Source organism: Kitasatospora sp. NPDC085879, assembly GCF_040686255.1.
Classification (GTDB): Bacteria; Actinomycetota; Actinomycetes; order Streptomycetales; family Streptomycetaceae; genus Kitasatospora.
Genome location: NZ_JBFBJZ010000063.1, coordinates 1 through 25,866 on the forward strand (window position 1 = coordinate 1; position 25,866 = coordinate 25,866).

The window sequence follows — 25,866 nt, forward strand, 5'->3', positions numbered from 1 at the left end:
GACACCCGACCCCCTTGACCGACAACAAGCCCGATCCTGGCAGCCGGAACCATCCGCCATCACCGCTTTGCGGATTTCCCAACGGAGTCCTTCAGGACGGGGAGGATGTCAAGCGAAGCGTCCGCTCCAGCTGTCCTCGGCCAGCTCCGCCAGGGCGTGCTCCTCCTGCGGGGAGAGCAGGTCGACGAAGGTGTCCCAGCGCGCCAGCTCCTCTAGTTCCGCTCCGCTGGCCGGCTCGATTCGGGCGGTCTGGCCTTTGCCGCCCCCGGAGGCGGCCAGACGCAGGACGACGCGGCCGCGGTCGTCGACGTCGGCGGTGTGCCAGTGCAGGGCGCGTCGCCGGGCCAGGCTGAGATTGAAGACGTAGCCGAACTCCGGGTCGGGGGACGGCCCCCCGCCCACGACTGGCCGGATCCACAGCAGGTTGGCGTCGTCCTCGTCCTGGCGCCAGTGACGGGCGAGCGCGGCCCGGAAGGCCTCGGTGCCGTCCGGGTTGGTGACGACGATCTGGGCGCCAGCGTCGAGTGGATCGCCGGTGGCGGTGTGGGCGCCTTCGAGCAGGGCGGTGAGCTGGTTGGTCCAGGTGTTCATGGTGTTGTCCCTTCCGTGGGTGGGGGGTCAGATGCCGACGACGTCGGTGACGGGCTTGCCGCCGAGGTGGGTGATTTTCTTGTCGGCGAAGAACTTCAGGAGCTTGTCGCGGGTGTCCGCGCTGCCGCACAGGACACGACTGGGCGCCTCCGAGCCGAGCAGGTCGATGCCGTCCCTGAACATCACCTCGTTGGAGCCGGAGCTGAACTTCGCGATCTTCATCGGGTCGCTGGTCTGCCCGGAGGTGCTCTTCCCGTTGGCGGTGTGCAGCGTGCCGAAGTGGTCGCCGTTGTAGGCGTAGTAGTCGCTGCGCTTCATCAGCACCGCCGGGTCGTCCCAGACCAGACGGACACCGTGGCCGATGCCGCCTCCGGTCGGCTTGTCCTTGACGCGCAGGAAGACGCTGTTGGCGCCGCCGGAGAACTTGTCCTGGCTCTCGCTCATGCCGACGCCCTTGCTCGTGCCCATGACGGCGCGGCGCTCGGTGGAGGCGAGCACTCCCGTCGCGAACAGGGTGGTGACGTCTCCGCCGCCCATGCCGTGCACGAGGCTGCGCCCCCGCCAGGCGCTGGTGAAGGCCTCGGGGTTGCCGGTGACGTCGAAGCGGCTCCATGTCAGCCACCCACCCGACTTGGTCGGGGTCGGCTGGTAGCCGGGACTCGCGCTCAGCGCGGCTCCGTCGGCGAAGCCGGCGGCCTGGCCCACGGCGTCGCGGACCACGGCGACGCGCTTGGGCAGGACGTCGTGGGCGGCCTGCAGCTGGAGCTTCTTCGCGAACGCCGACAGGCCGGCCTCGTCCATGCCGACGGCCTCGTGCGCGTGCGTGTGGAAGAGCTCCTGGACCTGAAGGTCCTCCAGCCCTCTCGCGACCTCCATCGCCTCCTTGACCTGTGGGTTCGATGCCAGGCCTTGTGCCTTGATGTTGTTGGCGAGGTACGTCCACTCGCCTTCGCTGGCCGTCATCGGCTTGTTCGCGAGGTGGAGCTGCTCGAGCCGGGAGACGAGCTCGGGCCCGTGGCCGGCCCCGGCGGGGGCGTGGACCTCGAGCTGGCCGCGCATGCTGAACTCGGTCTTCCCGGGCTGGTTGAGGCCGTAGGGCCGGTACACCGCGCTCCAGCCGTCGCCCATGTCGATGAGGTACTCCTTGCCCGTCGCCTTGGTGCGGGACTCCCCGTTCCAGGAGGCCTCGCCGGTGGCCGGGTCCAGGGAGGCGTTGATCCGGCTGGCGTCGCGGAGCTTCGCCGAGAGCTGTCCCGGCTTGGGGTCTTCGGCCGGTGCGGGCACCATCTCGGTGACGGTGGCCAGGCCGGTGTGCAGGTAGGGGGTCACCATGGGGATCTTCCCGCCGTCGGCGTAGGTCTGATCGCCCAGCCCGGGCTTCGCCTTCTCGGCGATCGTCTCCAGCTGCTCCAGGTAGTAACCGGTCATGACCGCCTCGTCGGCGGTGGCGCCCTGGGCGGCCGTGGCGACGGCGTTGACAGCAACCGTGATCTTGTCGTGGGTGGACTGCGGGACGTCCATGCCGTTCTTCAGCTTATGGTTCACCGACTTCGCCGCCTGGGCGACGAGCTCGTGCAGGTTGGCCTGCTCGTCGAGCTCCAGCCGGCCGGTGACCTCCTTGGTGACCTGCACCGGAACGAGCTTCTCCTCGGACAGCGCGAGCGCGTCCAGGAGCTTCTCCTCGGCTTCCTCGTTCACGTGGGCGAGCAGCACCTCGCGGGGGGTGCCGTCGGCGGAGTCGTAGGAGACCAGGGTGGCTGCTGAGTTGAGGAAGTCGGCGCCGCCGACCAGGACCGGCTCACCGATCGCCAGTCCCTTGGTCGGGGCCTCCGGCACCGGCGTGAGCGGTTGTTCGGCCGGATCCTCCTCCTCAACTGGTTCCTCTGGTTCCTCCTCTTTCTTGGGCTCTCGCCTGGCGGGCATCTCCCCTCCGGCGGCTCCCGGCCCCTCGGCGCCCTCCAGCCCGTCCGGCACGGCCGCCGGCGGTGGCTCGACCGGATCCCAGGCGTCTTCGCCGGGCGCCGGTGGCTCGTCCGTGGTCCGTGCCGTCCCGCCGCCGGTCGCTGCCGGCGGCTCGGCGGGCGCCGCGGGCATCTCGAAGCCGGCCATCGGCTGCGGCATCGCGGCGCCGGCCTCGCCTCCGAACGGCGCGTTGAACAGGTCCGCGATCAGCTGGGCCGCCTCGGCCGGGCCGGGCTGCTCGGCCACGGCCGCAGGTGCCGGCGGGTCCAGGGTTGCCGCAGTAGACGGGGCGACCGTGTACGACTGGTGCGTGGACTTGGAGTTCGTTCCCATCGAGGTCAGCTCCCGTGCTTGAGGGCGGCGGCGGAGGACAGCTTCAGCTGCTTGGTGAAGAAGTCGGCGAAGTCGCCGCGCAGCGTCGCCTTGCGTTCGCAGGCGTGGTCCAGGAACGCCTCGGCGATCTGCGTGTGCGTCACCTGAGCTGAGGGGATGCCGTGCTGCTTGGCGGCGCGGGCCCGCATCTTCGGAACCCAGTGCAGACCCGCCTTCGCGCCCTGGTGGGCGGTGTCGTGGAGCACGGCCCTCCACTGCGCGTCCGGGATCGCCTCGAAGGACTTGATGACCGGGTGGGCGACGGCCGGGTTCACCTTCACCCCTGCGGCCAGGCTGCCGCCCATGAACGCCGAGTACAGCTGCTGCTGGACCGGGACGGAGCCGTACCCGCTGTTCGGGGCGTAGCCGAGGTCGAGCTTGTCCTGGCCGAAGAACTTGAAGGCCTGACCGCGGTCGATGTTGACCAGGCCGCCCGAGGGCGTCTCGAGCATGTTTTGGGCGTGGCCGTCGTGGTCGCCGACCAGCCAGGCGCCGACGTGGTAGCGCACGATGGAGTCCACCTGGCCCTGCGTCCAGGAGGACGGACTGCCACCGAGCGTCTTTGCGCCCTTGACCATCGGCTGGATGCAGCCGGGCTGGCCGCCGATCGTCTTCTGGTAGACCGGCACCGAGGGGACGCCGCCCAGGTCCAGAGCATGGGAGGCCGCTGCCTCCGCGGCCGCGCGGGCACCGCCGGCCTGCTTGTCCGGCTTGAACAGCCACATCCCCCCGTCCGGGCCCTGGTGCAGGGTCTTGCTGTGCGCGCCGCCGAGCGCCGCAGACTGCGCCGGCCCGAACGACATCGCCTCGACCTGCGTGGACTCGACGCGCTTGGGCAGATCGGAGGCGTTGGCGCCGGCCATCTGCAGCGCCGCGACCAGCGCCTTGTTCTTCGCCGCGAACGCACCTTTGGGCGCTGCGGGGGTTGCCGGCTTGGGGCCGACGGGCTTCGGGACAGGCTTGGTCGGGGCGCCGGTGAGCGTGGGCCCCGTGCCCGTTGGCGAGGTTGCGGGCGCGGCGACGGAAGGGGCTGCAGGAGCCGTCGGCGCGGGCGGAGCCGCCGCGGCCTGCGCGGCCTTGGCAGCCTTCTTCTTCTCCGCTTGCTCTGCGGCGAAGTTGACCTGCGACGGGTCCAAGCCGGGGTGGAGGTGGCCGGTGATGAACTTCTGCACGTGCGCCCGGGAGGCCTTGCCGGCCGCGGTCATGCCGAGTTCCTCGGCGACTTCACGCAGGTGGGCGAGCTTCTGCTGCTTCGCCCACGCGTTGAACGCCTCCGTCTCCTTGTACGGGTTGACGAAGTTGTCCTTGTCCAGCCCGGGATGCTGCGCTGTCAGATCGGCCGGCGGCAGCGCCATGTGGCCTGCCCAGGCCTTGACCGTCATCTGCGCGTCGTACAGCTTGCCGGTGCTGGCTGCCCACTCGGCCGCGGTCTTGACCGCCTCCCCGTGCTGCTCCGGCGTCCCCTTCCCCAGAGGGGCGAGCGTGAGCGCACCGGTGGTGTCCTTGCCGATCTGAAGGTGGCCGCTCATCGCGGTGTCGAGGGCGCCGAGCTGAGCCTGCCGCTTCGCGATGCCCTCCTTGACCAGGTCGAGCGTGGCGGCGTCGGTGTTCGGACGGATCAGCTTGACCAGCTGGTGCCCGGTCACCAGGCCGGCTTCCTGCTCGGTGATCAGTCCGGCGTCGATCGCGTCCTTGGCCGCGAGCTGGGTGTTGTGGGCCTTCACCCAGGCCTTGTCCAGGTAGGCGTCGACGTCCTGGTGGGCCTTGGCCTTCGCCGCCTGCAGCTCGTCGCCCATCTCGGGGCACTCGGCGCCGGCCAGGTGCCGCTCGGCCTTCAACAGCGCCGCCAGCTGCTCGCCGTTCACGTCGACGGGCTTGGCCGGCAACCCGGCCATGGCCGCGGCGAACGCGGCCTGGGCCTGCTGGACCTGCTCCGGCGTCGCCTGCCAGCCGCCGCCCGAATACGGCATCGGTGTGCCCTCGAGCTGGTGGACATCCGCCAGCGTCAGCCCGCCGTAGGTCTCGCCGGCCAGCAGCTGCTGGTAGCGCTTGTGGGCGGCGGCCTGGATCGCGGCCTTGGACTTGATGTCCGGGTCGTAGGCCGGATCGAGCCAGTGCACCAGCGGGTGCTGCCCCTTGCCGGACAGGCCGACGAGCGCCGGGTGCTCGAAGCCCTTTGCCGCGGCGATCTGCCCAAGCTCCTCAGCCGGGAGCGCGGCGAGGTACGCCAGGGAGGCCGCCTTGATCTCCTTGAGCTTCTCGGCGATCTCCTCGTCCGAGGCGCCGGCGGCCTTCATGGCCTCCACCGCCTCGCGGGCGGCTTTGATCTGCTCGGCGAACTGGTCGAACTTCTCGACCGGGTCGTCGGGGACGTCCAGGAGGACCTCGTGGTCCTGGACCCCGCCGACGCCGATGAGCTGGGCGAGTTCCGTGGCCAGGACGAAGTTGGCGGCCGCCTGCACGTACTCCTCGCTGACGGCTTCACCGCTTCCGGGCTGGGCGTTGTCGTCCGAGCCGTCTGCGCCGGCCGGGGCGACGGTGTAGCTCTGGTGGCTGGCCTTGGAGTTGGTGCCCATCAGCCCTCCCCTCGCTCGGGGAGGTTCGGCAGCACCTCGGCGAGGAGCTCGTCGAGGACGAGCCCGGCGGCGTGAGCGAGGTCGACGGCGCCCTCGGGCACGTCGACGAAGTCGACGGCCACCGTGGTGTGCTGCCCGGCCCAATGATCCAGCAGTTCCGCGGTGACGCCGCCGGCCAGCAGCTCGCGCCACGGGTCGGCGGCCTCGAAGGCCAGCGGCACCCACGCGAGGTGCACCGGGGCTTGGGCGCCGGGGCGCAGGTCCAGGCCGACGACCGCCACCGGGTCCAGGGGCGCGCCGAGGGCCGGGTGCCAGACCGACAGCACGGCCAGGCGCCACTGGTCGGTGCTCTCGCCGGGGGCCGGGCCGGTGGCCGCGGGCGCAGAGTGGGGCTGTGACATCGGGACTCCTTTCCTCTTCGCCCCTCCATAGATGGCGGCCAAGGACGCGGTGTGACCGCGACCGGGACGTTTTCTCGAGTCACCGTCGCGGCAGGAGCGAGGACATGTACCGGACGGTCACGGCGAAGGCATCGCCGGGCCGCGCGTGGATGTCCTCACGCCCGTTCGCCGTCATCACCGCGCCGTGCAGCGCGTACTGGTGGGGGTTCTGGCTGATCAGGGTCAGCCGGTCGCCGAACAGCGCGACGGCCTGGGCGATGCGGTCGGCTCGGGACAGGCCGGTGAGCAGCACCGGCAGGTCCTCGGGAAGGTTCTCCGCCAGCCAGTACAGGCCCGGCAGCGCCCAGGAATCCCAGTTGCTGTTCTCGCGAACGGTCTGCAGGTTCACGGCGATGCCGGGAGCGGGGACGTCGTCGAACCAGGAGCGGTAGCGCTCCAGGTCCTCCAGCCGGTACCAGTACACGTTCGGCACCGCCACGGCGCCGGCCTCGTGGAACTCCTGCGCGATCATGAGGCACCGGCGCATGTTCAGCAGGTGCTCGACCCGCGGCCAGTTGCCGTAGATCGAGTAGTTCGGCGACAGGATCACGTCCCAGTTCTGCGAGGCGAGCTCCTCGACCAGGCCGTCACGGCGCCGATAGGACCAGAACGCCTCCACCAGCGGATCCTCGCCGTAGCCGACCAGCACCGCCTTCTGCTGCTCGCCGAGCCCGAGGACCTGGCGCGCGTCCTTGCCGGCGAAGCGCGGGTAGATGGTGTGGGTGTCGGGGCTGAAGACCCTTCGCAGGCCGACGCCGTACGCGGGCCAGCGCAGGCTGGCGTCCAGCGCGGTGATGGAGCTGCCGTCGGTCATGGGGATGAACGAGGGCAGCCGCGGGAGCTCGCCCTCGACGCTCAGGTCGTCGAAGGCGAGGGTGCCGCCGACGTCGTGCATCCAGGCGGCGATGTCGGTCCGGGAGCCGCAGCGGATCGGGCAGCTGCCGCAGGCACCCGCAGGGGCGCCGGCCTCGGTGGCCGCGCAGCCGCAGTAGCTGCAGTCGGCGTTGCTGCCCGAGCACAGCGGCTCGACGGTGGCCGGCCCGCCGCGGCCGTCCGGGCCCATCCAGAACGCGCAGCGGGTGCAGTCGCAGCCGCGGCCGGGCAGCGGAACTCCGACGGTGGGCATGGGCAGGGAGATGCCGGGCATCAGGCTGCTACCTCCTGGGAAGCGGGTGCGGTGGTGTCGGCGGCCAGGAACGGTTCGAGTTCGCGCAGCGCCAGGCGCAGCGACCCCTGGTCGTAGCGGCCGAGGTCGTGGCCGGTGCGCAGGTCGGCGAGCAGCGAGCGCAGCGAGTCGAGCGTGGCGCGGACGACGGCCTGGTCGACCAGCGGCCGCTGCTCCGTCGGCGTGCCCGAGGTCTGGACTCCGGACGGTTCACCGTCCGGCCCGGGCGCAGCGGCCGGCGCATCGGCGGCGCGCGAGGAGGACTGCGTGGTCGCGCTGTCGGCCGGCTCGAGGTCTTCCGCCTTGTCGCCGTGTTGCCCGTTCGCTTCCTCGCCGGCGGGGATACGGCTGAGCTTCGCCCGCCGGCCGGCGTTGGCGTTGTCGAACCGCGCGCCGGCGGCGTCGACGATGGCATCGACGTTGTCGAGGTCCGGCTCGGCCAGGCTGATGTCGACGGCGCTCGGCAGCAGGTGGAGCCGGCCGGTGTTCTTGAGGGAGGCCCAGATCCCGGCCGCGGCGTCCGCGCGGCCGCGCTGCAGCCGGGCGTAGCGGATCCGCGTGTTGAGCCGGACACCCGCTTCGTCCATCTCCTCGCTCAGGTCCCGCGGCAACTCGCGGAAGGCGCGCACGAGCTCCATCGCCTTGCGCTCGCTCAGCTGCAGGCCGAGCCGGGTGAGCACCTCGCTCCACGGAGCCGCGCAGCTTCGATCCCCGCTGCGGATCTTCTCCAGGGCCTGGAACCGCTCGACCGCGTCGGTGATCTCGTAGACCTCACGCGGCACGGGCTTCCCGGCGCGCAGCAGCTTGCCGACCAGGACCGCACAGCGCTGGTACATCAGCGCGACGGCCTGCTCGGCCGGCTTGAGGTCCTCCCGGGCGAAGTTCTCCACGAACCGCCAGGTGCTGCGCTCCTCGTCCGACAGCGGGCCGGGGCACACGATGGCGGGGATGGCCGCGAAGTGCGGGTTCTCCTCGAGGTGCAGGGCGCCCCAGCGCATGGCGCGCAGCCGGCGCTCCCCGGAGACCAGCCGCATGGCCGGCGCGCCGCCGCCGGCGCTCGGCGTCTCCTCGACGAGCACCGGCTCCAGGAGCCCGACCTCGCTGATGGAGGAGATCAGGTCGGCGAGCTCGACCGGCGCGGTCGCATCGCCCGGCTGCCGGCCCTGAGGCTCGGTGTAGGCGCTGCCCGGCCCGCGCAACGGCAGCATCACGAACCGCCGCTGCGCCAGGCGGGTGTGGCGCTGGAGGATCTCCGCCAGGTGGATCATGCTGACGCCGGCGGAGGCGGGCGCGAGGTCGGGGCTGAGATCGCTGGTCGTCGTCACGGTGCTGCCCTCCTTGTACGGGTGGTGCTGGTGCTCAGCTCTCGGCCTGCGGACGCAGGAACATGTCGGTGGGCGGCTGGTTGCGCAGCAGCGGCTTGAAGATCGGGGCGAACGGCCCCTGCTCCCGGAGCTTGGCCAGCGTGGTCACGCCGACGGACAGCTGCGCCGCCAGCGCCGACAGGCCGGGGTTGGCGCCGGTCAGCGCGCCGAGGTCGTTGGTGCGGGAACCCAGGACGCGCTGGGACGGATGGTCCAGCACGATCAGCAGCCGCGGGAAACGGGAGTAGGTGCTCTGCCAGGCGGGCCGGCTCCCGGCCGGGCGGCGGCGGACACGGTCGTGCTCCTGCGGGATGTAGTCGTAGTACCGCCCGTACGCGGCGACCTTGTCCGCGAGCCGGGTGACGGTCATCGTGCAGCGGTCCAGCTCGACGAAGGCCCGCAGCAGCGTGCGCCGGCCGTCGCCGGCGACGTGCGTGTAGTCCAGGACGGCGTCGGAGATGACGTGGTCGTCCTCGAAGCGCCGCTGGCCGTCCCGCATCCGGTGAGCGACCTCCGGCATCCAGTCCAGCGGCCCGCACTCGTGGCCCGCGTTCCGCGCGTGCTCCACCATCGCGATGCCGACCTCGTTCACCGCCAGGGTGTGCGCCTGGCGGGGCCCGGTCGCGGTGGCGGTGGTGGTGCGGTGCTGGCGGGTGACGCTCTCCTGCGAGCCGTCCATGTGCAGGTAGCCGTCCTCGGTCAGGAACCACAGGAACCGGGCATGGCGGGGGTTGCGGTGCAGCGCGCGCACCCGCTCGACCAGCCCGGCGCCCTCCAGACGCTTGAGCTGGTCCAGCAGATAGACGGGCCGCTGCGCCTGGGGCTGGAGGAGGCGGTGCAGCTGCTGGGTGGACATCAGCCGGTGCTGGTACAGCACGGTCATGGCCTGCTGGGCGAGGCGAGTCATCGTTGCGGGGCGGTGCAGGGTGGCGGCGTTCATCCCAGATCAGTGCTCCATGCCTCGTCGGCGTCGTCGGGGCGGTCGTACTGCGCCTGCTCGGGGTCGACGGCCGCGGTCGCGATCGCGCTGCCGGGCGCGCCCCCGGTTCGGCCGGGAGGCTGCCGGCGCGGCCGGTCGGTGGGCTCGGACTCGATGTCGCCGGCTGCGGCCACCCGCGCGGAGACCCTGACCGGGATCAGGTACTGGTTGACGCCGTCGAAGATCCGCTCGTCGAGGGTCTCCAGCTCGGCGAGGATCTGCCCGACGGGGCGCCGCTTCAGGTTGGTGTTCAGCGCCTCCTGCAGACGCCCGGCGCCGTCGGGGTTGTCGTAGAGGGCGTACGCCTCCTCGACGCTGGCGCCCCGCACCCGGAACGGGTCGGACATGCCGCTGCCCCGGTTGACGGACATCACGTAGTGGTAGGGCTGCAGCTTGACCACGGTGTTCGGGTCGACCGCCCCGCCCCACCGTTTGGTGACCAGCGCGGCCTCCTCGACGTCGGCCGCGGTGGTCGACAGGATCGACAGGTTCTGCAGCAGGCCGGCCCGGGTGGTCGGGGTCAGACGCTGCATCATCTGCGTCATCGCCAGCAGCTTGACCATGTACTTGCGCAGCTGCTCGGTGATCGCGGCCAGGTGGCCCTTGGAGGCGCCGTCCACCGCGGTGAGCTCGTCGATGAACGTCCAGAACGCCCGGCGCTGCGAGGGGTGGATGTTGCGGCGCGACAGGCCGGCCCGGAACAGGTCGTAGATCAACAAGCACGAGATGATCCGGTCGGTGTCGCTGCTGCCCTCCGGGCAGATGAACACGATCTTCCCCTCGTCCATCGCCCGCCGGATGTCGTACGTCGACTCCGGCGAGCCGAGGAACGCCTTCAGCGCATCGCTGCTGTCCAGACGCTCGATGATGTTCGTGACCACCGGCGCGGCCTCGCCGGGGTATTTGGGGAAGCTGTTGCGCCAGAAGGCCTGGAGGCGGGGCGGCAGGTAGGAGACGACGAGCTTGCGCCAGTCCTCGTCCATGAGGATCGTCTGGATCTGGAAGACCGTCGGCGCGAGCTCCGGGTGGCCGGCCTCGGCGAACCTGTACGACAGGTAGGCGAGGGACTGCACCGAGCGGGTCAGGATCGTCTTCGCGCGGCCGCTGCTGTCCCCCCAGTTCAGCGCGGAGGAGAAGGAGTCGACGATCGCTCCGACCACCTTCGGGATGTCTTTCGCCCGCCGGCCCTGCATCGACAGCGGGTTCCAGGACGCGACCATCGCCTCCGGGTCGGTGATCGACAGGTCGATCTCCCACAGCCGCTCGTACAGCCCTTCGTGGGACAGGAACCGCTTCGCCTTGCCCCAGCCGTCGCCGTGCGGGTCGAGGAACATCACTCCCTGGCCGCTGTGCGCGAGCGCGATCGCCTGGATCAGGGACATCTCCGTCTTGCCGTAGCCGGACTTGCCCAGGAACAGGCCGAACAGCACCCACCGCAGCGGCACGCCGACCAGGAACTCCCGGCCGTCGGCCCCGGTGGCGAAGCCCAGCGGCAGCAGGTCCCGCTGGCCGGTGTACTCGACCAGGTCCCCAGGCGGCAGCGGGACGCTCGCGTCCGGTAGCTTGGCGTGCGCGTTGTGGACCGTGGGCGGCTTGAGGAGTCCGGCGATCTCCGAGCCGTTGACCCAGCGCCGACGGCCGCGGGGGGAGAACTCCCCGGTGGCGAACCGCCGGTCGAACTGGTGCCGGTACAGCACCGAGTCGGCCCCCACCCGGTGCACGAGGAGGTTGAGGCCGACCTCCTTCCACTGGTTGTCGCCGCTCCAGACCTCCAGCGCCGTGATGATCTCGTCCAGAAGCATCCGCTCCCGGCCCTCGACCCGGGACGAGGCCCGCACCAGCAGCTGGAACGCGAAGACCGGTTCCTTCGGCTCGTGCGGCATGTACTTGCCCAGCACCGCGGTCATGTCGGCACGCACCGACAAGCCCTCACTGGAGACGCCGGCACCGCCGCGCCCGCCGGCGGAGGAGCCGGACTGCTTCACCTCTCGCGCCACCTGCGCCATCACGCCGCCGAGGTCGAGCGACCCGCGGCCGCCGTGCGGCATGCCGGGCAGGATCGGCTCGGCGCCGCGGCCGCGGCGGCCAGAACGGAGCAGCTGCTTGCGCCGGCGGTTGAGCTGCTCGGCGGTGACGGGGACCAGGTCGAGCACGACATCCGCCCGCTCCCCGTCCTCCTGGTTCACCGAGCTCAGCGCCGCGGTGATGCCCTGCAGGGGATCGGGCCGCAGGGGAACCCGCCGCAGTCCGAGGTGGTCGGGCATGGCCAGGGTGAGCTCGGCGCGGGCGACGAACTCCGGGCGAGGACCTACGCCGGCCTCCTCCGGTGCGTCGGCGGGTATCACGCCAAGCCTGGTGGGGGACTCGTCCTTAGGGCTGCGGCGCTTGGCCAGGGAGATGACGTTGGACCGGCTGCTGCTCATCAGGCGGCCACCCCGGTCGTCTCGAGGTCTGCCGGGCCCTCGAAGGTGATGGTGACGCCCGAGGCGGCGGTCAGCTCCCGCTCTGGGTCACGCAGCTCGCAGCCGACGTAAGCGTGACGGCTGATCAGGGCCAGAGTGCGGCTTCGAGCCTCCACCCGGTAGGAGGGCGGCCCGCCGCTCGAGGTCAGGCGGACTCGCACCGCGGTGGCCCTGCGGGGTGTCAGATGCCAGCGGGAGGCGCTCGCCTGCGCGCGGGCGAGCTGGTGGACGAAGCGCAGTATGTCCTCCTCTCCCGGGTCGAAGCCGGGTCGAGGCAGGAACTCCACGCCGGCCCGGTCGGCGAGCGCGCGGCGGGCCAGCAGCATCTGCCCGGCAGCGAGCAGGAGCAGCACCGGCACGGTGACCAGGACGATGCCGGGGAGATTGGCCGCCACGGCCGTCCCGGCGGACTGCGCGAGCTGAGGGGTGTGCGAGGCGGCACCGAGAATGGAGTCGATCACGTCGACGACGGTCATGCGGATGTCCTCTTCCGAAGGCCCGGCGCCGGTGCGCGGGGCGGAGCTGGCCTGTCGCCTCTCCATAGATGGCGGCGGGGAAGCCGGTGTGACCGTGACGACGAAGAACTTTCAGAAGTGCTGACGAGCCGTGGCCGCGTAGTACGGATAGCCTCCGGCGGCAGGGGCGGCTGACAGGAGCGGACGTGGACATCGAGGAGATGCTGGACCGGCTCGGCACAGTGATCGGGCCCCCGCCTGCGGACGGCGTGGTCCCGGTCCCCTGGGAGCTCGCGCCCGAGGCCCTCGGCTTCCAGCTGCCCGCGGACTACCGGGCGTTCGCCAACCAGTACGGGTCGGTCAGCATCAGCAACGAACTGCACATCTACACACCATCGGCAGGACCCAGTCCCAAGACCGGGCAGCCGCCCGGCTTCGAGGGATTCCTATACAACACGACGGACCCCTACGGATACTGCGCCTGGCTGGCCGAGGTCTACCGGGACGGGGACTACGAGGAGTGCCCGTATCCGCTGTTCCCGGCCGAGGGCGGAGTGCTGAAGTGGGGCAACAACTACAACTCCGACCATTTCTTCTGGCTGATGCAGGGCCCGGACCCGGACCGATGGCCGGTCGCCGCCAAGTTCCACTCGATGCGGGAGTGGGACCTGTTCGAGGGCGGCTTCCTGGCGTTCCTGTTGGCGGCGGTGACCGAACAGTACCCGTACCATGATGACGTCGTTCCGGGCGGGCTGAAGCAGGCCGGTGACGGCCGTGCATATCGCTTTCGGGGTGACTGGTCGAAGAACCTTCGGCAGTGAGCCCGCGAACGTGGTCAACGGCCGGCTCTGGGCGGCTCCGTTGTTCACCACTTCGGGAGGCACGCCTGCCTGGCTCTGTTCGATTGCAGCGGTCTCAAACAGCGGCATCGGTGCCCTCTGTCAGTCGGCTAAAAGAGACCGGCGCGCATGTGCTGCATGAGGTTGTTGAGGATGGCGCGGAGCCACGGGCTACGGACGGCGCAAGCGCTGCGGCAACTGGAATCGACCAGAAGACGGTGCGGAACGACCTCGCAGCTACAGGTGAGGACTTTTCCTCGCCTGTGTTGGGGCAGACGGCAAGACCTACACGGCCGTCCGCCCGGCACCCCAGTCCGACCCGTTAGACGGCTCGGACTGGCTTGATCCCGGGGCCGACGAGCGGCTCAACCGAGCTGCTCGCTGAAACGCCTATGCCCCGCCGTGCTGTTCGCGGCGGGGCACACGCGTGACCAGGATCAGCCGAACGCGGCGGCGGCCTTGTCGAACTCGGCGGCCTGCGACGGGGTGAGGAGCTTCGATACGCGCACCACGACCGGGCCGTGCGCGTAGTCGTACTCCATCATCGCCGGGAGGCTCTTCACGATCGCCTGGATGTAGTCGGCGCGCCTCTTCGCATCCTCGGCGTTGGCGAACACCTCGACCGAGCCGCCGAAGCCAACGTCCGTCGGGTCGTTGCTCATGACGTCGTCAGCCTTGACGCGCGAGTCCGTGAACGTGACTTTGGACGTGTACTGGCCGGGCCGGCCGAGCAGGTGGTTGCCGTCGGTGGCTTCGGTGACGACGGTGCCCTGCTTGGCGGTCTTCACGGCTGCGACGAGGGTGGCGAGGACGGCGGTGGCGTCCTTGGCCGGTGCAGTCTTCGGGGCGTCGGTCGTGGCGGCGGCACTGGCCGGGGCGGTGCCGGGGCCGGCGGGCGCCGCCGCGGGCGAGGACGAACTGCTGCAGGCGGTCGCGGTGAGGAGGGCGGCTGCCACGATGAGGGTTGCGGGTCGCACAGGGGTTCCTTCGTGCCGGGTGGAATGCTGCGCCACATGCTGTCAGTACGCGACGTGTTACCGGCTGGGAGGGCCGGTTCGTTACCCGGAGACGGGGGCAAGGGGAACTACCTCGATGCGAAAACTCCCGAGGTGTCAGGTCGACAGCCTTCTGACTCATGTGAACGGCCGCGTGCCCATCGATGGCAGCGAGTGCGTTCAAGCCGTAACGGGAGGGTCACGACCTGGCGGCTGGGAAGCTGAAACTGCCAGGCTGAGAGTCCGCGCCATCCAGCTAAGGAAGCCCTCCCGATGCGCCGCCACACCGCCGCCGCAATCATTTTCGCCGGACTCGCCCTCGCAGGCTGCTCCTCTGGCAACACTTCATCAGCCGCTCCGGCCAAGCAGCCGACCGCAGCGCCGAGCAGTCCCACCATCTCGCAGTCTTCCCCTGCGGCAGCCCCAAGTGCGGCGCAGACCTCGGGAGCCTCCGTGAGGTCCTGGTATCAGAGCGGCGGTAAGGACCTGATCGCCATGCTGACCAGTGACATCAACAACGTGTCCACGGACGACGACAGCCACGACAGCGACATGGTCAACACGGACTGCCTACAACTCACCGCGGACGTCAGCCGAGCGCAGGCGTATGCGCCGGTACCTGACCCGCAGGCGCAGAGCTCCTGGGGTTCTGCCCTCACCACCCTTCACCAGGGTTACATGGACTGCAACGGCGGTTTCAGTGACGGCGACACGGCGGCGGTCGGCAAGGGCGTCGCTGAGATCAAGTCGGCAGCCGCCGCCCTCGCCGATGTGACGAGTCATGCGAGTGGTAGCTGAGGCTGGCAACAAGCTCTTGCCGCTCCTCTGACGACACGCCCTCGCGCCGAGGTCCCGTCCTCGGACGGCCTCAACGATGACCAACTGCACGAGCGGGCCTGCTGGCACAGCGGCCCGCACGCCGGCCCGCTCCTCCCTGACGGTCACGTCTACAGCGAGGCTGCCGAATCCGGCGGGATGCTCGGCTGGGCCGTCGTCGCCTGCGCCCGCCACAGGGGGAAGTCATGACTGGGTCGCAGCAGATCATGTGCCCCGACGTCCGGCATGTCCAGGCCGGGATCCGGCCGCCGCACCGGGAGACCGTCGACCTGGTCGTCGACTTCGACCTCGGGCTCGGCGGCCGGTACGTCACCGCGGAGTGCCAGCTCGGCGCGCACCACGCGTGCCTGGGCGGCTTGTACACCGAAGGCGGGACGCCCGACCTTCGCTGCCACTGCGTCGCCGACGGCTGCAGCTGCAAGCCGCAGCAGGTCGCATCCTAGTACTGCAGTACTAGGCCCACGAGCCGCTGCTACGGCGCGCTGACCGGCTGCCAGTTGCTGCCGCCGGAGGCCTGGGCAAGCATGATGGTGATCGTCTGGCGCTCCTGTGCCCGCCCGCCCGGGTCGGTGCCGGCGTACACCAGGTGGGCGTCGATCTGGCTGTTGCTGCCGGTGTGACGGCGGGCGATGCCGGCCTGGACGCGGACGTGCGACCAGGTGGCCGTGGCGGCTCGGCCGCCGAAGTAGGCGGGGAAGGCGGAACGGCCCTGGCCGGTGAGGTCGGCGAGGAGGACCTGGTCGGCCATGGCGACGAGCTGCTTCTCCTGCGCCGCGGGGAGATCGGCCGGCTGGGTCTGCTCGAGGACTTGCTGCAGGTAGCCGTCGGGCATGTCGCCAGCGAGCAGGTCGGCAGGCGCGGTCCGGGGAGCGCTGGGCGAGGCGCTGCGTGCCGCGGGTGTGGACGAGGTCGCGCGGGACGCCTGCACAACTGGGACGCTCTGGGCGCCCGGGCCGGCGGCGGGTTGCATGGACGGCGCGACGGGCAGCGCAGCCCGGCCCTGGGTCTGCCCGCTGGGGAGGAGCAGCAAAGTGGCCGCGAGGGCGAGCAGCGAGGCCGAGGCGATGAACGGAAAGCGGGCGCTGCGGGGAGCCGGGCGGTTGGTCATGATTTTCGCTCCTCGGTCGACGGGCGGAGGCTGGGCGCGGGCCGACGTCAGTAGCGGCCGCCACCGGTGTAGCTGTTCATCCAGACCGGCTCCTGGCGGACGCTCGTCCCGGTGTGGGCAGCGTTGATCATCTGGCCGCCGCCGACGTAGATGCCGACGTGGTAAATGCCCTGGCCGCTGCCCGGGTTGAGGCTGAAGAACACGAGGTCGCCGGGCTGCAGGGTGGCCAAGCCGGCCGACAGCGGGATCTTCGTGGGAGCGCCGTCGTACTGCTCCTGAGCGGTGCGGTCGATGGAGACGCCGACCTGGCCGTACGCGTACTGGGACAGGCCGGAGCAGTCGAAGCCGACGGTGTGCGATGCCTGGCAGACGCCGTTGAGGTAGCCGTTCTTGCCGTCGCAGAAGCCGATGCTCGGGCCTGCGGTGCCGCCGCCGCCCCAGGAGTAGGGGATGTTCTGCGCCATCTCCCGCTGCGCGGCGGCGACCACGGCCTGTCCGCGGGCGGTGCCGCCGGGCGCCGGGGCATTGCCGGCGGTCTGTCCCATCTGGTCGTAGGTGGTCTTCCACTTCAGGACCTCGTCCACGTAGGCCTGGCTGTGGTTGTAGCGCAGGATCGCGGCCCTGAGCTGCTCCGGCCTGCTCAGGTCGGCGCTCCCGGTCCCGCACAGGTACGTCGCGGTGGTCAGGGCAGCGTCGAAGACGTTCTGCGGGTTGGCGGCGCCGTCGCTGTTGCCGTCCTGCCCGTCGCTGATCCAGGTGGCCGGCATGAACTGCATCGGGCCGACGGCCCGTGCGTAGGTGCTGCCGCCGGCCAGCTGCTTCTCCGCGTCGGTGGTGTTGTACATGGGCGTGGTGTTGCCGCCGACGCCCGAGCCGTCCAGCAGGGGGCCGTAGATCGGCGGGCTGATGTCCCCGTTCGGCGCGATGGAGCTGCCGGAGGCCTGGGTGGACTCGACCTCGCCGATGGCGGCGAGCAGCGACCAGGTCATGCCGGTGCAGTTCGGGCGCAGCTTCGGGAGGTTGGCGACCGCCTTGTTGTACGCGCTCAGCAGCACCGGAGGGATCCCGGCCACGCTGGAGACGACGCCCGGCTGCGCGGCCTGACCCGCCTGGGCCGACATGCTGCCGTTCAGGACCGCGACGATGAGGACCAGCAGCAGGAAGAGTCCGACGCAGGGAGTGAGCACGGCCCCGGCGGCCAGTGCTTTCTGCTTGCCCGTCACGGACGGGCTCCGCCCGTCGGTCCCGCCGGTCGGGTGGCTCGGCGCCGTGGCCGTGGTGGGGCTGCGGGCGGCGTGCCGGGGGAGGCCGGGGTCGTTGCAGCGGCGGCCGGGGCAGGGGCGGTGGGTGCGGCCGGCGGCTGGGTCGGGCCGGGCGTCGGCTTCTTCGGCGTCGCCGGAGGGGAAGCCTGGTTGCTGGAGGAGTCCCACACGGAGTTCGCCACGAACTTCGCACCGCGGCGCACCGCACGGCCGGCGGTCCTGGAGTTGTCCGCGTACTCCTTGCCGAAGGCCTTGGCCTCGCCCCACTGCTTCTTGACCGCGCCGCCGAGCCGGGTCTCCACGCGGACCATCGCCGCACTGGCCTTGCGGCCAGCGGCCGCCGTTCCACGCTTGGTGGCCGCTGCGCCGCGCGGGATGCCGACCGGCCAGCCCGCAGGGGAGGCGAGCAAGCCGTACTTGGCGGCGAACTTCGTGGTGCCGGCCGCCGCCTTGCCGGCGGCGAGCGTCGCACGGCCGCCGCGGGTGTTCGACATCCGGGCGGCGAGGCGCTTGGTGAGCGCCTTCTTCGAGGCCTGCTGCGCTGCGGCCTTGGCTGCCGTGGCGGTTCCGCCGCTGCCGACTGCGGTGGCCACGGTGGCGGCGGCGCGCACGGCCTTGCCCAGGCGCCCGCCCTTGGCTGCTGCACCTCGGCGTCCGGGCTGAGGGCCGACCCACAGGTCCTTGGCGGTGCGTCCGACCTTGGCGAGCGGCTGGGTGACCTTGCGGGCCTCCGCCCGGCCTTCGCCCCAGATCTGCTTGAGCGAGGGGGCGGTCTCCGCGTAGCGGCCGGGGGTGGCGAAGGCGGAGCGGCCCACGCCGCCGACCTTGGCGTTGGCGAGCTTGCGGTTGATGCCGACGGCGACCTGCCGGGCGGTCTCCTTGATCTTCTTGTGGCCGGCCAGGCCGGCCACGGCGACGAGGTCGATCGACAGGAACTTCACCGCGAGGACGCTGCCGGTGTCGGACTTCAGCAGGGCGAGGATCATCAGGATGAAGATCGCCAGGAACAGGACGCTGAGGACGACGGCGAGAACGGCTTTGATGAGGGCGGACACCCACCGCCACAGTGTGGCGCGGCCTCCGCCGGGCAGGATGCCGGCCGTCAGCGCCCAGGGGGCGCGGATGGCTTCGAACGCCACCCAGCCCTGGGCGACCAGGAACCCGCCGGCGACGATGGTGATCAGGATGACGCAGATGGTCGCGGCGAGGACGACGAACAGGGCGCTGAACGTGGTGTCGGCGGAGGCCTTCTGCGCGCTGGGGTTGAAGTCCTTGGTCTTGCAGGTGTCCTTGAACTTGTTCGTCGCGTCGTTGATCTGGTTCATGTACCGCGTCTCCAGCACCTGGCCGGACGGCAGGTTCGACGCGTTGTAGAGGACGATGCTGTAGGTGGAATAGGACTTGGCGCAGTCGCCGGTGAAGATCTTCCCGTAGGTCATCAGCTCGGTGGGCATGACCACGAACGCGCTGACGAGTCCGTTGGTGATCGGCGACGCAACCGAGTGTGGGTCGGCGGAGGACGTGCCCGGATTCTGGGAGAGGACCAGGTTCGACACCTGCAGCGACAGGTCCTTGGCCTTGCCCACCACGCCGTCGTTGCTGAGCAGCATGTCGGAGCCCTGGGCGGCGGGTGCGTTGTCGGTGCCCAGCAGGACCTGGGCGGGTGCGAGCAGGACGGTGGTGGCTATCGCGGCGACGACCAGTGAGATGCCGGCCTCCGCGAAGCCGCGGCTGCGCTGCCGGAACAGGATGTGCCAGCCGGCGAACAGTGCTGCGAAGGTCAGGAAGAGCCCGGGAAGTCCCAGCCGGTTGATGACCTGGTCGCGGATGGTCCCGGAGATGTCGGCCACGGGGGTGACCATGATCTTCGCGAGACCGAAGTCCAGAGCCCAGGTCACCAACCAGCACACGAAGCCGATGAGCCACTTGGCGATCGTGAAGAACAGCGAGGTGAGGAAGCCCCAGATCTTCAGGTCGAAGTCGTCCCAGTCACCGGTGTCGACGTTGACGTTGTAGACCTGCATGGGAGCCCCGTACTCGTCCGGGACGTTGAACGGCGCCAGGATCCCGCTGCTGCCCGGAGGGGCTGCCAGGTCCTTCTCGGGGCCGGGGCCGTTGGCCGCGCCGGTCGCCCCGGGCGAGGGCGTCGGGTTGGTGGAGGGGACGGCAGTGGGGTTGGCGGCGGTCGGGGTGGGCTGAGGCGTCGGGGTGGGAATGGTGCTCGGAGTGGAGCCGGGCGCGGAGGGGCCCGGGCCCGGCGTCGGGCTCGGAACCGGCGGGTCGGCCCAGGCGATCGACGTGAACAGCGTGATCAACAGACCGAGGACGATCGCGACGAACACGATGCGCCGACCGATGCCACCGCTGCGCCCGGCGCGGGGCGCGCCCGTACGGGCGATGGTGGGGCGGCTCATGAGCGGCCCTTGGCGCCGGTGAGCTCACCGGGGGTGGTGTGGATCGCGTCGGCAGCCTGCTCGTCGGCCGGGATCAGCACCTTCATGCCGCCGATGCGGCGCTTGAGGTCGCGGTAGAGGCACTCGCCGGCGCGGATCGCCCGCTCGTGGTCGGAGACGTTCACCGGCGACAGGTTCTCGGTGACGATCTTGAGCATGGTGGGATCGGTGCCGTCCAGGCCGAGGAACTCCAGTGCCCGGGCAGCGAGCTGACGGGAGCGCTGGCGGAAGACGAGGACGTGGGTGATCAGGCCGCGGATCTTCTCGCCCTGCTCGTTGTCGGGGCCGATGTCGTAGGGGTCGTGGCTGGCGGCGAACAGGCCGGCGTTGTGCTTGCGGCCGTCGCGGACGATCTCGAGCATCAGGTCCAGGCCCTCGGGGCTGGAGGAGAGCCACCAGCACTCGTCGAAGAAGACGCCGGTGAACTCGTCCTCGGACAGGAACGCGATCTCCCTGCACAGGGCAGCGACCAGGTACATCAGGCGCCATCCGAACTTCTTCTCGACCTCGAGGCGTGAGAGGCGGTGCTCGTCGAGTTCCTCCTTGGTGGGCAGCTTGAGGCTGGAGACGGCGAAGACGATCGAGTCGGCGTCGGAGACCCGTACGACGGGAAGGTCGGGGTCGAAGATGACCCGGCCGAGGTCCTTCTTCGCCAGGGAGCGGAGCTTGCGCACCAGTTCGCTGGCGGCGGCGCGCACGGCGTCGTCGTTGGGCTCGTCGGGGTCCACGGTGCGGGCCCGTTCGACGAGGGTGTCGATCAGGCCGTGCATGCTGCGGGTGGTGCTGCTGTTGGTCGCCTCGATGGCCTCGGCGAGGGTGACGCCCTCCACCGACATGGAGGCGATGTCGAGCAGCGGGGTCAGGAAGCTCTCGGCGTAGCGGGCGGCGCGCGGGCCGGTGAAGACCCGCAGGGGGTCCAGGGACAGGCCGGCGTTCTCGTCGACGTCGATGACCTGGGTGGTGCCGGGGCAGGCCTCGACGAAGCGGACCCATTCGCGCTGCGGGGTGCGGTCGATGACCAGGCCGCGGCCGCGGCTGGAGGCGCGGGCGAGCCGGTGACCGGTCGACAGGATCGAGTACAGCGCGGACTTCAGGCCCACCGACTTGCCCGAGCCGAGCTCGCCGATGAACGCGGCGTTCGCGGCGACGTTGACCCTGGGCCCGTGGGAGAAGTCCAGCAGGACGGGGCGCACGCCGCCGCCGGACAGCTGCAGGCCGAACAGGGAGCCGGCGTCGTCGCCCAGGCCCTGCCCGGAGAACGGCATGCCCATCGCGAAGTCCTTCGCGAGCAGGATCTGCGCGTAGTCGTTCATCACCCGCGGCACGCGGGCGCCGGGCAGCATCGCGTGGAACAGGTTGACCTGGTCGCCGGCCGGGCGCTCCAGGGTGTAGTCGGAGCCGCCGAAGTGGTTGCGCAGGGCGGCCATCTGCTCGTTCAGGTCGGCGGGCGAGTCGCCCCAGACGCACATGGCCACCGACGCCCGGATCTCGACCTCGGTGGAGGAGGAGGTGAGACGGGAGCGGTACTCGTCCAGGGACGCGGTGTCCTTGTCCAGGTGCGCGGGCACGCCGGCGACGTCGCCGTCGTACTCGGTGTACTGGTGGGCCAGCTCATTCGCGCGGCGCCTAGAGCGCGGCTCCGCCTTGGCGCCGGATTCGATGTTCAGCCGCACGCACCAGTCGACGGGGAAGGAGAACTCGTCCAGCGCGGACAGGTACTCGGAGCCGGGGAAGACGAAGGAGTCCGGCATCTCCGACATGACGCAGAACGCCTGGTAGCTGCTGCCGTACTTGGTCTCGGCCCGCAGGTACTTGTGCGTGAGGGGGTTGGTGGGCGCCTTCGAGGACAGCTGCCCGCGGCCGCCCTCGTCCAGGAGGACCTGGGTGTGTGCGGCCACCGTGCGGCCGCGGCCGCGGATGCCGCGCGGCGCGCCGTCTTCCGGCAGCAGCGGCTCCTCCAGCCCGCGCCGCGCGCTGTGTGCGTAGATCCACAGGATCTCGGCCTCGCTGGCCGGCCGCAGCCGGACCCCGGAGGGCCAGGTCGCCGCCAGGCGCCGTGCCTGGGTCATGCGGCGGGAGACCTCGTTGGCCGAGACGGCCGGCGGGAGCAGCCCCAGCGAGCTCATCACCTCCGAGGTGGCCGAGGCGGTGACGGCGCGCAGGCTCTCCTTGAAGTCTGCGTGGGACAACGGCATGGCGAGGAAGTCGACCCGGCCGGTCAGCTTGAGCTCCTCCAGTTGGCGGAGCACCTTCCAGCTGAGCTCGACCAGCTCGGGGGACTTGTCCAGGTCCACGCCGGAGGTCATCCGGTCCACCACGGACGCGGCGTCAACCTGCGGGCACAGGCTCAGCAGCAGCACCTCGCCGCGCAGGGCCTTGAAGAGCGCCTCGAGCTGGTCGAGGCGCTCGCGCTTGGTCTGGCGGGAGGCGTGCGCGTAGTTGTCGGACTCGACGCGCCACACGCCCCACACCGACGCGCTCGTGGTCCAGATGAGGTTGCCGCTGATGTGGCGAACGGGCAGACGCATGTCGTCCTCCGAGGAGCGAGTGATGAAGAAGGAAGGGGTCAGTCCTCGCCGAGCTCGGCGAGAAGGGCCTGCAGCGCGGTACGCGCGGCCGGGGTCCGGGCCCCCGAACGGGAACCGGTGGCGCTCGGGCGGGCGGCGGTCACCGGCCTGGGATCCGCAGGAGCGGGGCGGGGCCCGGCCGGGGCGATCCGCCGCGGCCGGGCGCCCTGCTGGGCGCGCGGCGCAGCTGCGGGCCGCGCCGCGGGGCGCGGGGCCGGCAGCGGCTGGCCAGCCGCTGCCGGAACCTGCGGGGTGACCGTGATCCGGGTGTCGAGCAGCGTCGGGCGCCGCAGCCGCACCGGCCGGCCGGCCAGCCGCCCGGCCCGTGGGGTCGACGCGTAGGTGAAGACCCCCAGCAGCGCCCGGGCCGGGTCCCGGCCGTCCATCCGGGCGTACCGCAGCGCGAACGCCAGGCCCCACGGAACGGCGATCATGACCAGCACGTTGCCGGGACCGAAGTGCGCCCAGACGGCCTTGGTGATGATCAGCACGACGAAGACCAGAACCATCGTCACGATCTGCGTGATCGTGTACGGCCCGCCCGGCAGCCGGCCCGCGCCGGGCAGCTTCCCGATCACGAGCGGGCTGCGCCGCGCCCGGGTGTAGGAGCGGCCGATCAGGACGTCGTCGCCGGTGCTGCTCACGCCGCGGCCCGCCCGTGGCGCTCAGGACCAGGCACCACTGGCGCCACTGCCGCGGGGGCGCGGGATGCGGTGACCTCGGTGCCGACCTTGTTCTGGATGGTGGTCATGTTGTTGATGGCCCAGATGACCAGGCCGGCCAGCACGAGGGCGACCAGGGTGGCGACGAAGGAACGGGTCTTCCACCAGGCCATCAGCACGGCGATGATCGCCATCAGGACGGCGGCGGTCAGCGCGAGCGTGTTCAGCTGGGCGATCTTGGTGTTGCCCCAGGTGATGATGTCGCCGGCGAGGTAGACCTGGCCGGTGACCGGGTGCGTGGATGCGGGCATCGTGCAGAACTCCTCTTACGGGGTTGCGGTGGAGGCCGTCGCCGCGGGCACGGCGACGGGGGTCTGGGTGGTGCCGACGGCCGGGCTCGGCATCGAGCCGGCACTGCCGGGGGCCAGGTGCGGGGCCGGATCGAGGCGGTAGACCTCCCAGCGGCCGGCGCGGGCGCGCAGGGTGAGCGCGTAGTTCAGCGAGAAGGTCCCGGCGTTGGAGGTGGCCTTGACCTGGGCCAGGACGCGGCGCAGCGAGCCGTCGGCGGGCACCGCGGTGCTGCCGCCGGCGCCGCCCGGGTTGTCGTCGCTGATCCCGGCGATGGTGAGCGAGGAGTACGGCGCCGGGCTGACCGGGTTCATGACCACACCCGGCGCGGTGTACGGGCCGAGCTGGCCCGTGCCGGTCAGGTAGGCGGCCAGGAAGCCGCTGACGGTGGCCTGCGCCGGGTCGGTGCTGCCGAGAGTGGACGCCCCGTAGACCAGGACGCCGGGCCGCAGCGAGCTGGGGGCGGCGATCTCCGCGGGCAGCGAGGTCGCGGTGTAGCCGACCGGGCCGGCGCCCTGCTGCGCACCGCCGGCCGCCTCCGGGCCGGTCGCCTCGATGCCGACCTGGAAGTAGTGCAGCCCGGTGTCGGTCGCGGATCCGCCCCGCGGGTGGGCGACAATGTCGGCCGCGACCGTCACCGACCAGTAGCCGGGCGAGACCTGGGTGCTCGCCATGACCACCGTGGTGGCGGCGGTGCGGGCCCCGGGCGGGTTGTTCAGCGAGAGGGTGCCGGAGTAGTACGGCGCCACGCTGTTCTCGGTGCCGTTGCCCGCGGCGAGGTAGGCCTGGACGTACAGCTGCGCGAAGCCGGCCGGTCCGGTGCCCGACGCCGCCGTGCTGGAGGCGCTGGGGGCGGGCCGTGCGGCGGCGTCCGGGGTGGAGCCGCCGAGCAGCGCGGCCCCGCCGAGCAGCGGGCCGGCGAGCAGCGCCGCCCACACGCCGATCCGGGCCAGGCGCGCCGCGCCGGCCATCGTGGCCGTGCTGGTCTGCCACCCGGCCGGCTCGTCGTCCGGCTCCTCGTCGACCTGGTCGAGGAGCTCGAGGTCCCGCAGGGCGGCGGCGCGCTTGATGTCCTTGCGGCGCGCGCGGCCGCGGCCGCGCTTCACTTCCGGCCCCGGGCGGCCGCGCCGAGGACCGCGCCGCGGGCCTTGGCGGTGAGCTCCTGGTCGGAGAGCGCGTTGAGGCGTCCCCACGCGGCGCGGGCTTCCGCGGCCCCGGTGGTGAGGAAGTCCAGGAGCTCGGTGTGTGCACGCTCGTCGAAGGGGCTGGTGACCAGCACGGTGGCAAGCCGGCGAACCAGGCGCTTGGCCTCGACGACGGTACGCGCGTCCGTGTCGACGGCCTCGGCCTGCGCCTGTTCGGTCTGATGGGGGATCACGTGATGCCTCTCGGTGGACGGGTTCGCGGAGCCGGTCTGGGCAGGCGAAGGACGGTGGGCGTGGCGGGGCGTCACGCGGCCAGCCAGTAGGCGTCGTGGTCCGCGGCGCGCAGCCGGCTCACGGCGCGGGAGCGGGCCTTACGCACGCGGTCGCCGTCGGAGCCCATGGAGCGCGGGGTCCGGCCGTCACGGCTGTCGGCGTCGACGTAGTAGCCGGCGAGCAGCTGCGCCTCGTCAGGCCGCAGGACGCCGGTGCGCACCGCCCAGACGACCAGGTGCAGCAGTTCGGCCCGCGCGGTGTGGCTGCGGATGTGCTCGTGGTCGTCCTCGCTGAGCAGCTGCAGCTCGGTGGCGTCCATGAGCAGGCTGAGGCGCTCGAAGCGCTCCTCGGGCTCCAGCTCGTGGCCGGCCGGTCGGCTGTCGACGATCTCGGCGACCTCGTCCGGGGGAAGGGGCGCGCCGTCGAGGAGGTGGCCGAGGGTCTGGCGGGTCAGGGTGAGGGTGCGCAGGGCGAGGCCGGCGTAGATGTTCCGCGGGCACCGCTCCAGCGGGTATGTGCGCACCACCTCGAAGAGGGCGCCGACGACGACGGAGAACGCCTCCTCGAAGTCGATGCTCGGCCGCGTCTGGCTGCGCGCCATCCGCGCCGCCTTCGGCAGCAGAGCACGGACGGTGACGAGCCAGGCGACCTCGCCGTCGTAGCCGCCGCGGGGCACGCGCTCGAGCAGCGCGGTGAGGAGCGCGTCGTGGCCCGTCCAGTTGCCGACCCGGTAGAGCTCGTTCAGCAGCTGCAGGACGTCGCCGGTGCCGGTGCAGTCGGAGAAGAGCTCCATCTCGGCGGCCCAGCCGGCGACGACCGCCTCGGCCCGGGGGTCCTCGCACATCTGCAGCCAAGCGTGGTGCATCCGCATGTCAGTGGAGTCGTAGGGGCCGGACTCAGTGCCGGCGGAGGTCAGGCGGTGTGCCATGTCCGGGTCCGTCCCTTCGCGTCGATCGGGGTGATGACGCCAAGGTGTCGAGACCCCCCTTGCCAGCCGTCTGGACAGCCGCG

At 71.3% G+C, this 25,866-nt stretch carries 22 protein-coding genes; 3 read left to right on the forward strand and 19 right to left on the reverse strand.

Annotation, left to right across the window (positions count from 1 at the left end; all coding sequences use genetic code 11):
* Positions 1–108: 108 nt before the first annotated feature.
* The 9 genes from AB0P35_RS33260 to AB0P35_RS33300 all read right to left on the reverse strand — a co-directional run bounded on the left by AB0P35_RS33260 (position 109) and on the right by AB0P35_RS33300 (position 12,387).
* On the reverse strand, positions 109–591 hold the full coding sequence (locus AB0P35_RS33260) for a hypothetical protein (RefSeq protein WP_363518350.1): 483 nt from the start codon (positions 589–591) through the stop codon (positions 109–111).
* Positions 592–618: 27 nt separating this feature from the next.
* Positions 619–2,886, reverse strand: coding sequence for a hypothetical protein (locus AB0P35_RS33265; protein ID WP_363518352.1), 2,268 nt, complete (start codon positions 2,884–2,886; stop codon positions 619–621).
* Positions 2,887–2,891: 5 nt separating this feature from the next.
* On the reverse strand, positions 2,892–5,501 hold the full coding sequence (locus AB0P35_RS33270; RefSeq protein ID WP_363518354.1) for a hypothetical protein: 2,610 nt from the start codon (positions 5,499–5,501) through the stop codon (positions 2,892–2,894).
* Positions 5,501–5,902 carry a hypothetical protein gene (locus tag AB0P35_RS33275; RefSeq protein ID WP_363518356.1) on the reverse strand — a complete coding sequence of 134 codons (402 nt, stop codon included), beginning with the start codon at positions 5,900–5,902 and terminating at the stop codon, positions 5,501–5,503. Before AB0P35_RS33275 ends, AB0P35_RS33270 begins: the two co-directional genes overlap by 1 nt.
* A 79-nt stretch (positions 5,903–5,981) precedes the next feature.
* Entirely contained in the window at positions 5,982–7,088 is a 1,107-nt protein-coding gene (locus AB0P35_RS33280) for a DUF4417 domain-containing protein (RefSeq protein WP_363518358.1), read from the reverse strand.
* A complete protein-coding gene (locus tag AB0P35_RS33285) occupies positions 7,088–8,431 on the reverse strand; it encodes a ParB/RepB/Spo0J family partition protein (RefSeq protein ID WP_363518360.1) in 1,344 nt (447 codons plus the stop codon). The genes AB0P35_RS33280 and AB0P35_RS33285 overlap by 1 nt, the downstream gene beginning before the upstream one ends.
* Positions 8,432–8,465: 34 nt before the next feature.
* Positions 8,466–9,410: a replication-relaxation family protein gene (locus AB0P35_RS33290; protein ID WP_363518362.1), complete on the reverse strand. Its 945-nt coding sequence runs from the start codon at positions 9,408–9,410 to the stop codon at positions 8,466–8,468.
* On the reverse strand, positions 9,407–11,872 hold the full coding sequence (locus AB0P35_RS33295; RefSeq protein ID WP_363518364.1) for an ATP/GTP-binding protein: 2,466 nt from the start codon (positions 11,870–11,872) through the stop codon (positions 9,407–9,409). Before AB0P35_RS33295 ends, AB0P35_RS33290 begins: the two co-directional genes overlap by 4 nt.
* Positions 11,872–12,387, reverse strand: a complete 516-nt coding sequence (locus AB0P35_RS33300) for a hypothetical protein (RefSeq protein WP_363518366.1) — start codon at positions 12,385–12,387, stop codon at positions 11,872–11,874. The genes AB0P35_RS33295 and AB0P35_RS33300 overlap by 1 nt, the downstream gene beginning before the upstream one ends.
* Positions 12,388–12,572: 185 nt before the next feature.
* On the opposite strand from AB0P35_RS33300, the gene AB0P35_RS33305 reads away from it, so the two are divergent.
* Positions 12,573–13,187, forward strand: a complete 615-nt coding sequence (locus AB0P35_RS33305; protein ID WP_363518368.1) for a hypothetical protein — start codon at positions 12,573–12,575, stop codon at positions 13,185–13,187.
* Between the two features lie 455 nt (positions 13,188–13,642).
* Here the strand turns inward: AB0P35_RS33305 and AB0P35_RS33310 are convergent, their stop codons facing one another.
* On the reverse strand, positions 13,643–14,182 hold the full coding sequence (locus AB0P35_RS33310) for a hypothetical protein (RefSeq protein WP_363518370.1): 540 nt from the start codon (positions 14,180–14,182) through the stop codon (positions 13,643–13,645).
* 513 nt (positions 14,183–14,695) lie between these two features.
* Between AB0P35_RS33310 and AB0P35_RS33315 the strand changes: the two genes are divergently transcribed.
* Positions 14,696–14,998 carry a hypothetical protein gene (locus tag AB0P35_RS33315; RefSeq protein ID WP_363518372.1) on the forward strand — a complete coding sequence of 101 codons (303 nt, stop codon included), beginning with the start codon at positions 14,696–14,698 and terminating at the stop codon, positions 14,996–14,998.
* A gap of 224 nt (positions 14,999–15,222) precedes the next feature.
* Complete coding sequence (locus AB0P35_RS33320; RefSeq protein ID WP_363518374.1) at positions 15,223–15,480, forward strand: hypothetical protein; 258 nt, start codon at positions 15,223–15,225, stop codon at positions 15,478–15,480.
* A 29-nt stretch (positions 15,481–15,509) separates the two neighbouring features.
* Here the strand turns inward: AB0P35_RS33320 and AB0P35_RS33325 are convergent, their stop codons facing one another.
* From AB0P35_RS33325 to AB0P35_RS33365, 9 genes are all read right to left on the reverse strand, one after another.
* Positions 15,510–16,145, reverse strand: coding sequence for a hypothetical protein (locus tag AB0P35_RS33325; protein ID WP_363518376.1), 636 nt, complete (start codon positions 16,143–16,145; stop codon positions 15,510–15,512).
* A gap of 47 nt (positions 16,146–16,192) precedes the next feature.
* Entirely contained in the window at positions 16,193–17,368 is a 1,176-nt protein-coding gene (locus AB0P35_RS33330; RefSeq protein ID WP_363518378.1) for a bifunctional lytic transglycosylase/C40 family peptidase, read from the reverse strand.
* Entirely contained in the window at positions 17,365–19,821 is a 2,457-nt protein-coding gene (locus AB0P35_RS33335; RefSeq protein WP_363518380.1) for a hypothetical protein, read from the reverse strand. The genes AB0P35_RS33330 and AB0P35_RS33335 overlap by 4 nt, the downstream gene beginning before the upstream one ends.
* The gene (locus AB0P35_RS33340) at positions 19,818–22,388 is read right to left on the reverse strand and encodes an ATP-binding protein (protein WP_363518382.1); all 2,571 of its coding nucleotides are present in this window, start codon (positions 22,386–22,388) and stop codon (positions 19,818–19,820) included. The genes AB0P35_RS33335 and AB0P35_RS33340 overlap by 4 nt, the downstream gene beginning before the upstream one ends.
* A 38-nt stretch (positions 22,389–22,426) precedes the next feature.
* Positions 22,427–23,071 carry a hypothetical protein gene (locus AB0P35_RS33345; protein WP_363518384.1) on the reverse strand — a complete coding sequence of 215 codons (645 nt, stop codon included), beginning with the start codon at positions 23,069–23,071 and terminating at the stop codon, positions 22,427–22,429.
* Positions 23,068–23,400, reverse strand: coding sequence for a hypothetical protein (locus AB0P35_RS33350; RefSeq protein ID WP_363518386.1), 333 nt, complete (start codon positions 23,398–23,400; stop codon positions 23,068–23,070). The genes AB0P35_RS33345 and AB0P35_RS33350 overlap by 4 nt, the downstream gene beginning before the upstream one ends.
* 15 nt (positions 23,401–23,415) lie before the next feature.
* A complete protein-coding gene (locus AB0P35_RS33355; RefSeq protein WP_363518388.1) occupies positions 23,416–24,543 on the reverse strand; it encodes a conjugal transfer protein in 1,128 nt (375 codons plus the stop codon).
* The gene (locus tag AB0P35_RS33360) at positions 24,540–24,815 is read right to left on the reverse strand and encodes a hypothetical protein (protein ID WP_363518390.1); all 276 of its coding nucleotides are present in this window, start codon (positions 24,813–24,815) and stop codon (positions 24,540–24,542) included. Before AB0P35_RS33360 ends, AB0P35_RS33355 begins: the two co-directional genes overlap by 4 nt.
* A 71-nt stretch (positions 24,816–24,886) precedes the next feature.
* The gene (locus tag AB0P35_RS33365) at positions 24,887–25,783 is read right to left on the reverse strand and encodes a hypothetical protein (protein ID WP_363518392.1); all 897 of its coding nucleotides are present in this window, start codon (positions 25,781–25,783) and stop codon (positions 24,887–24,889) included.
* Positions 25,784–25,866 lie beyond the last annotated feature (83 nt).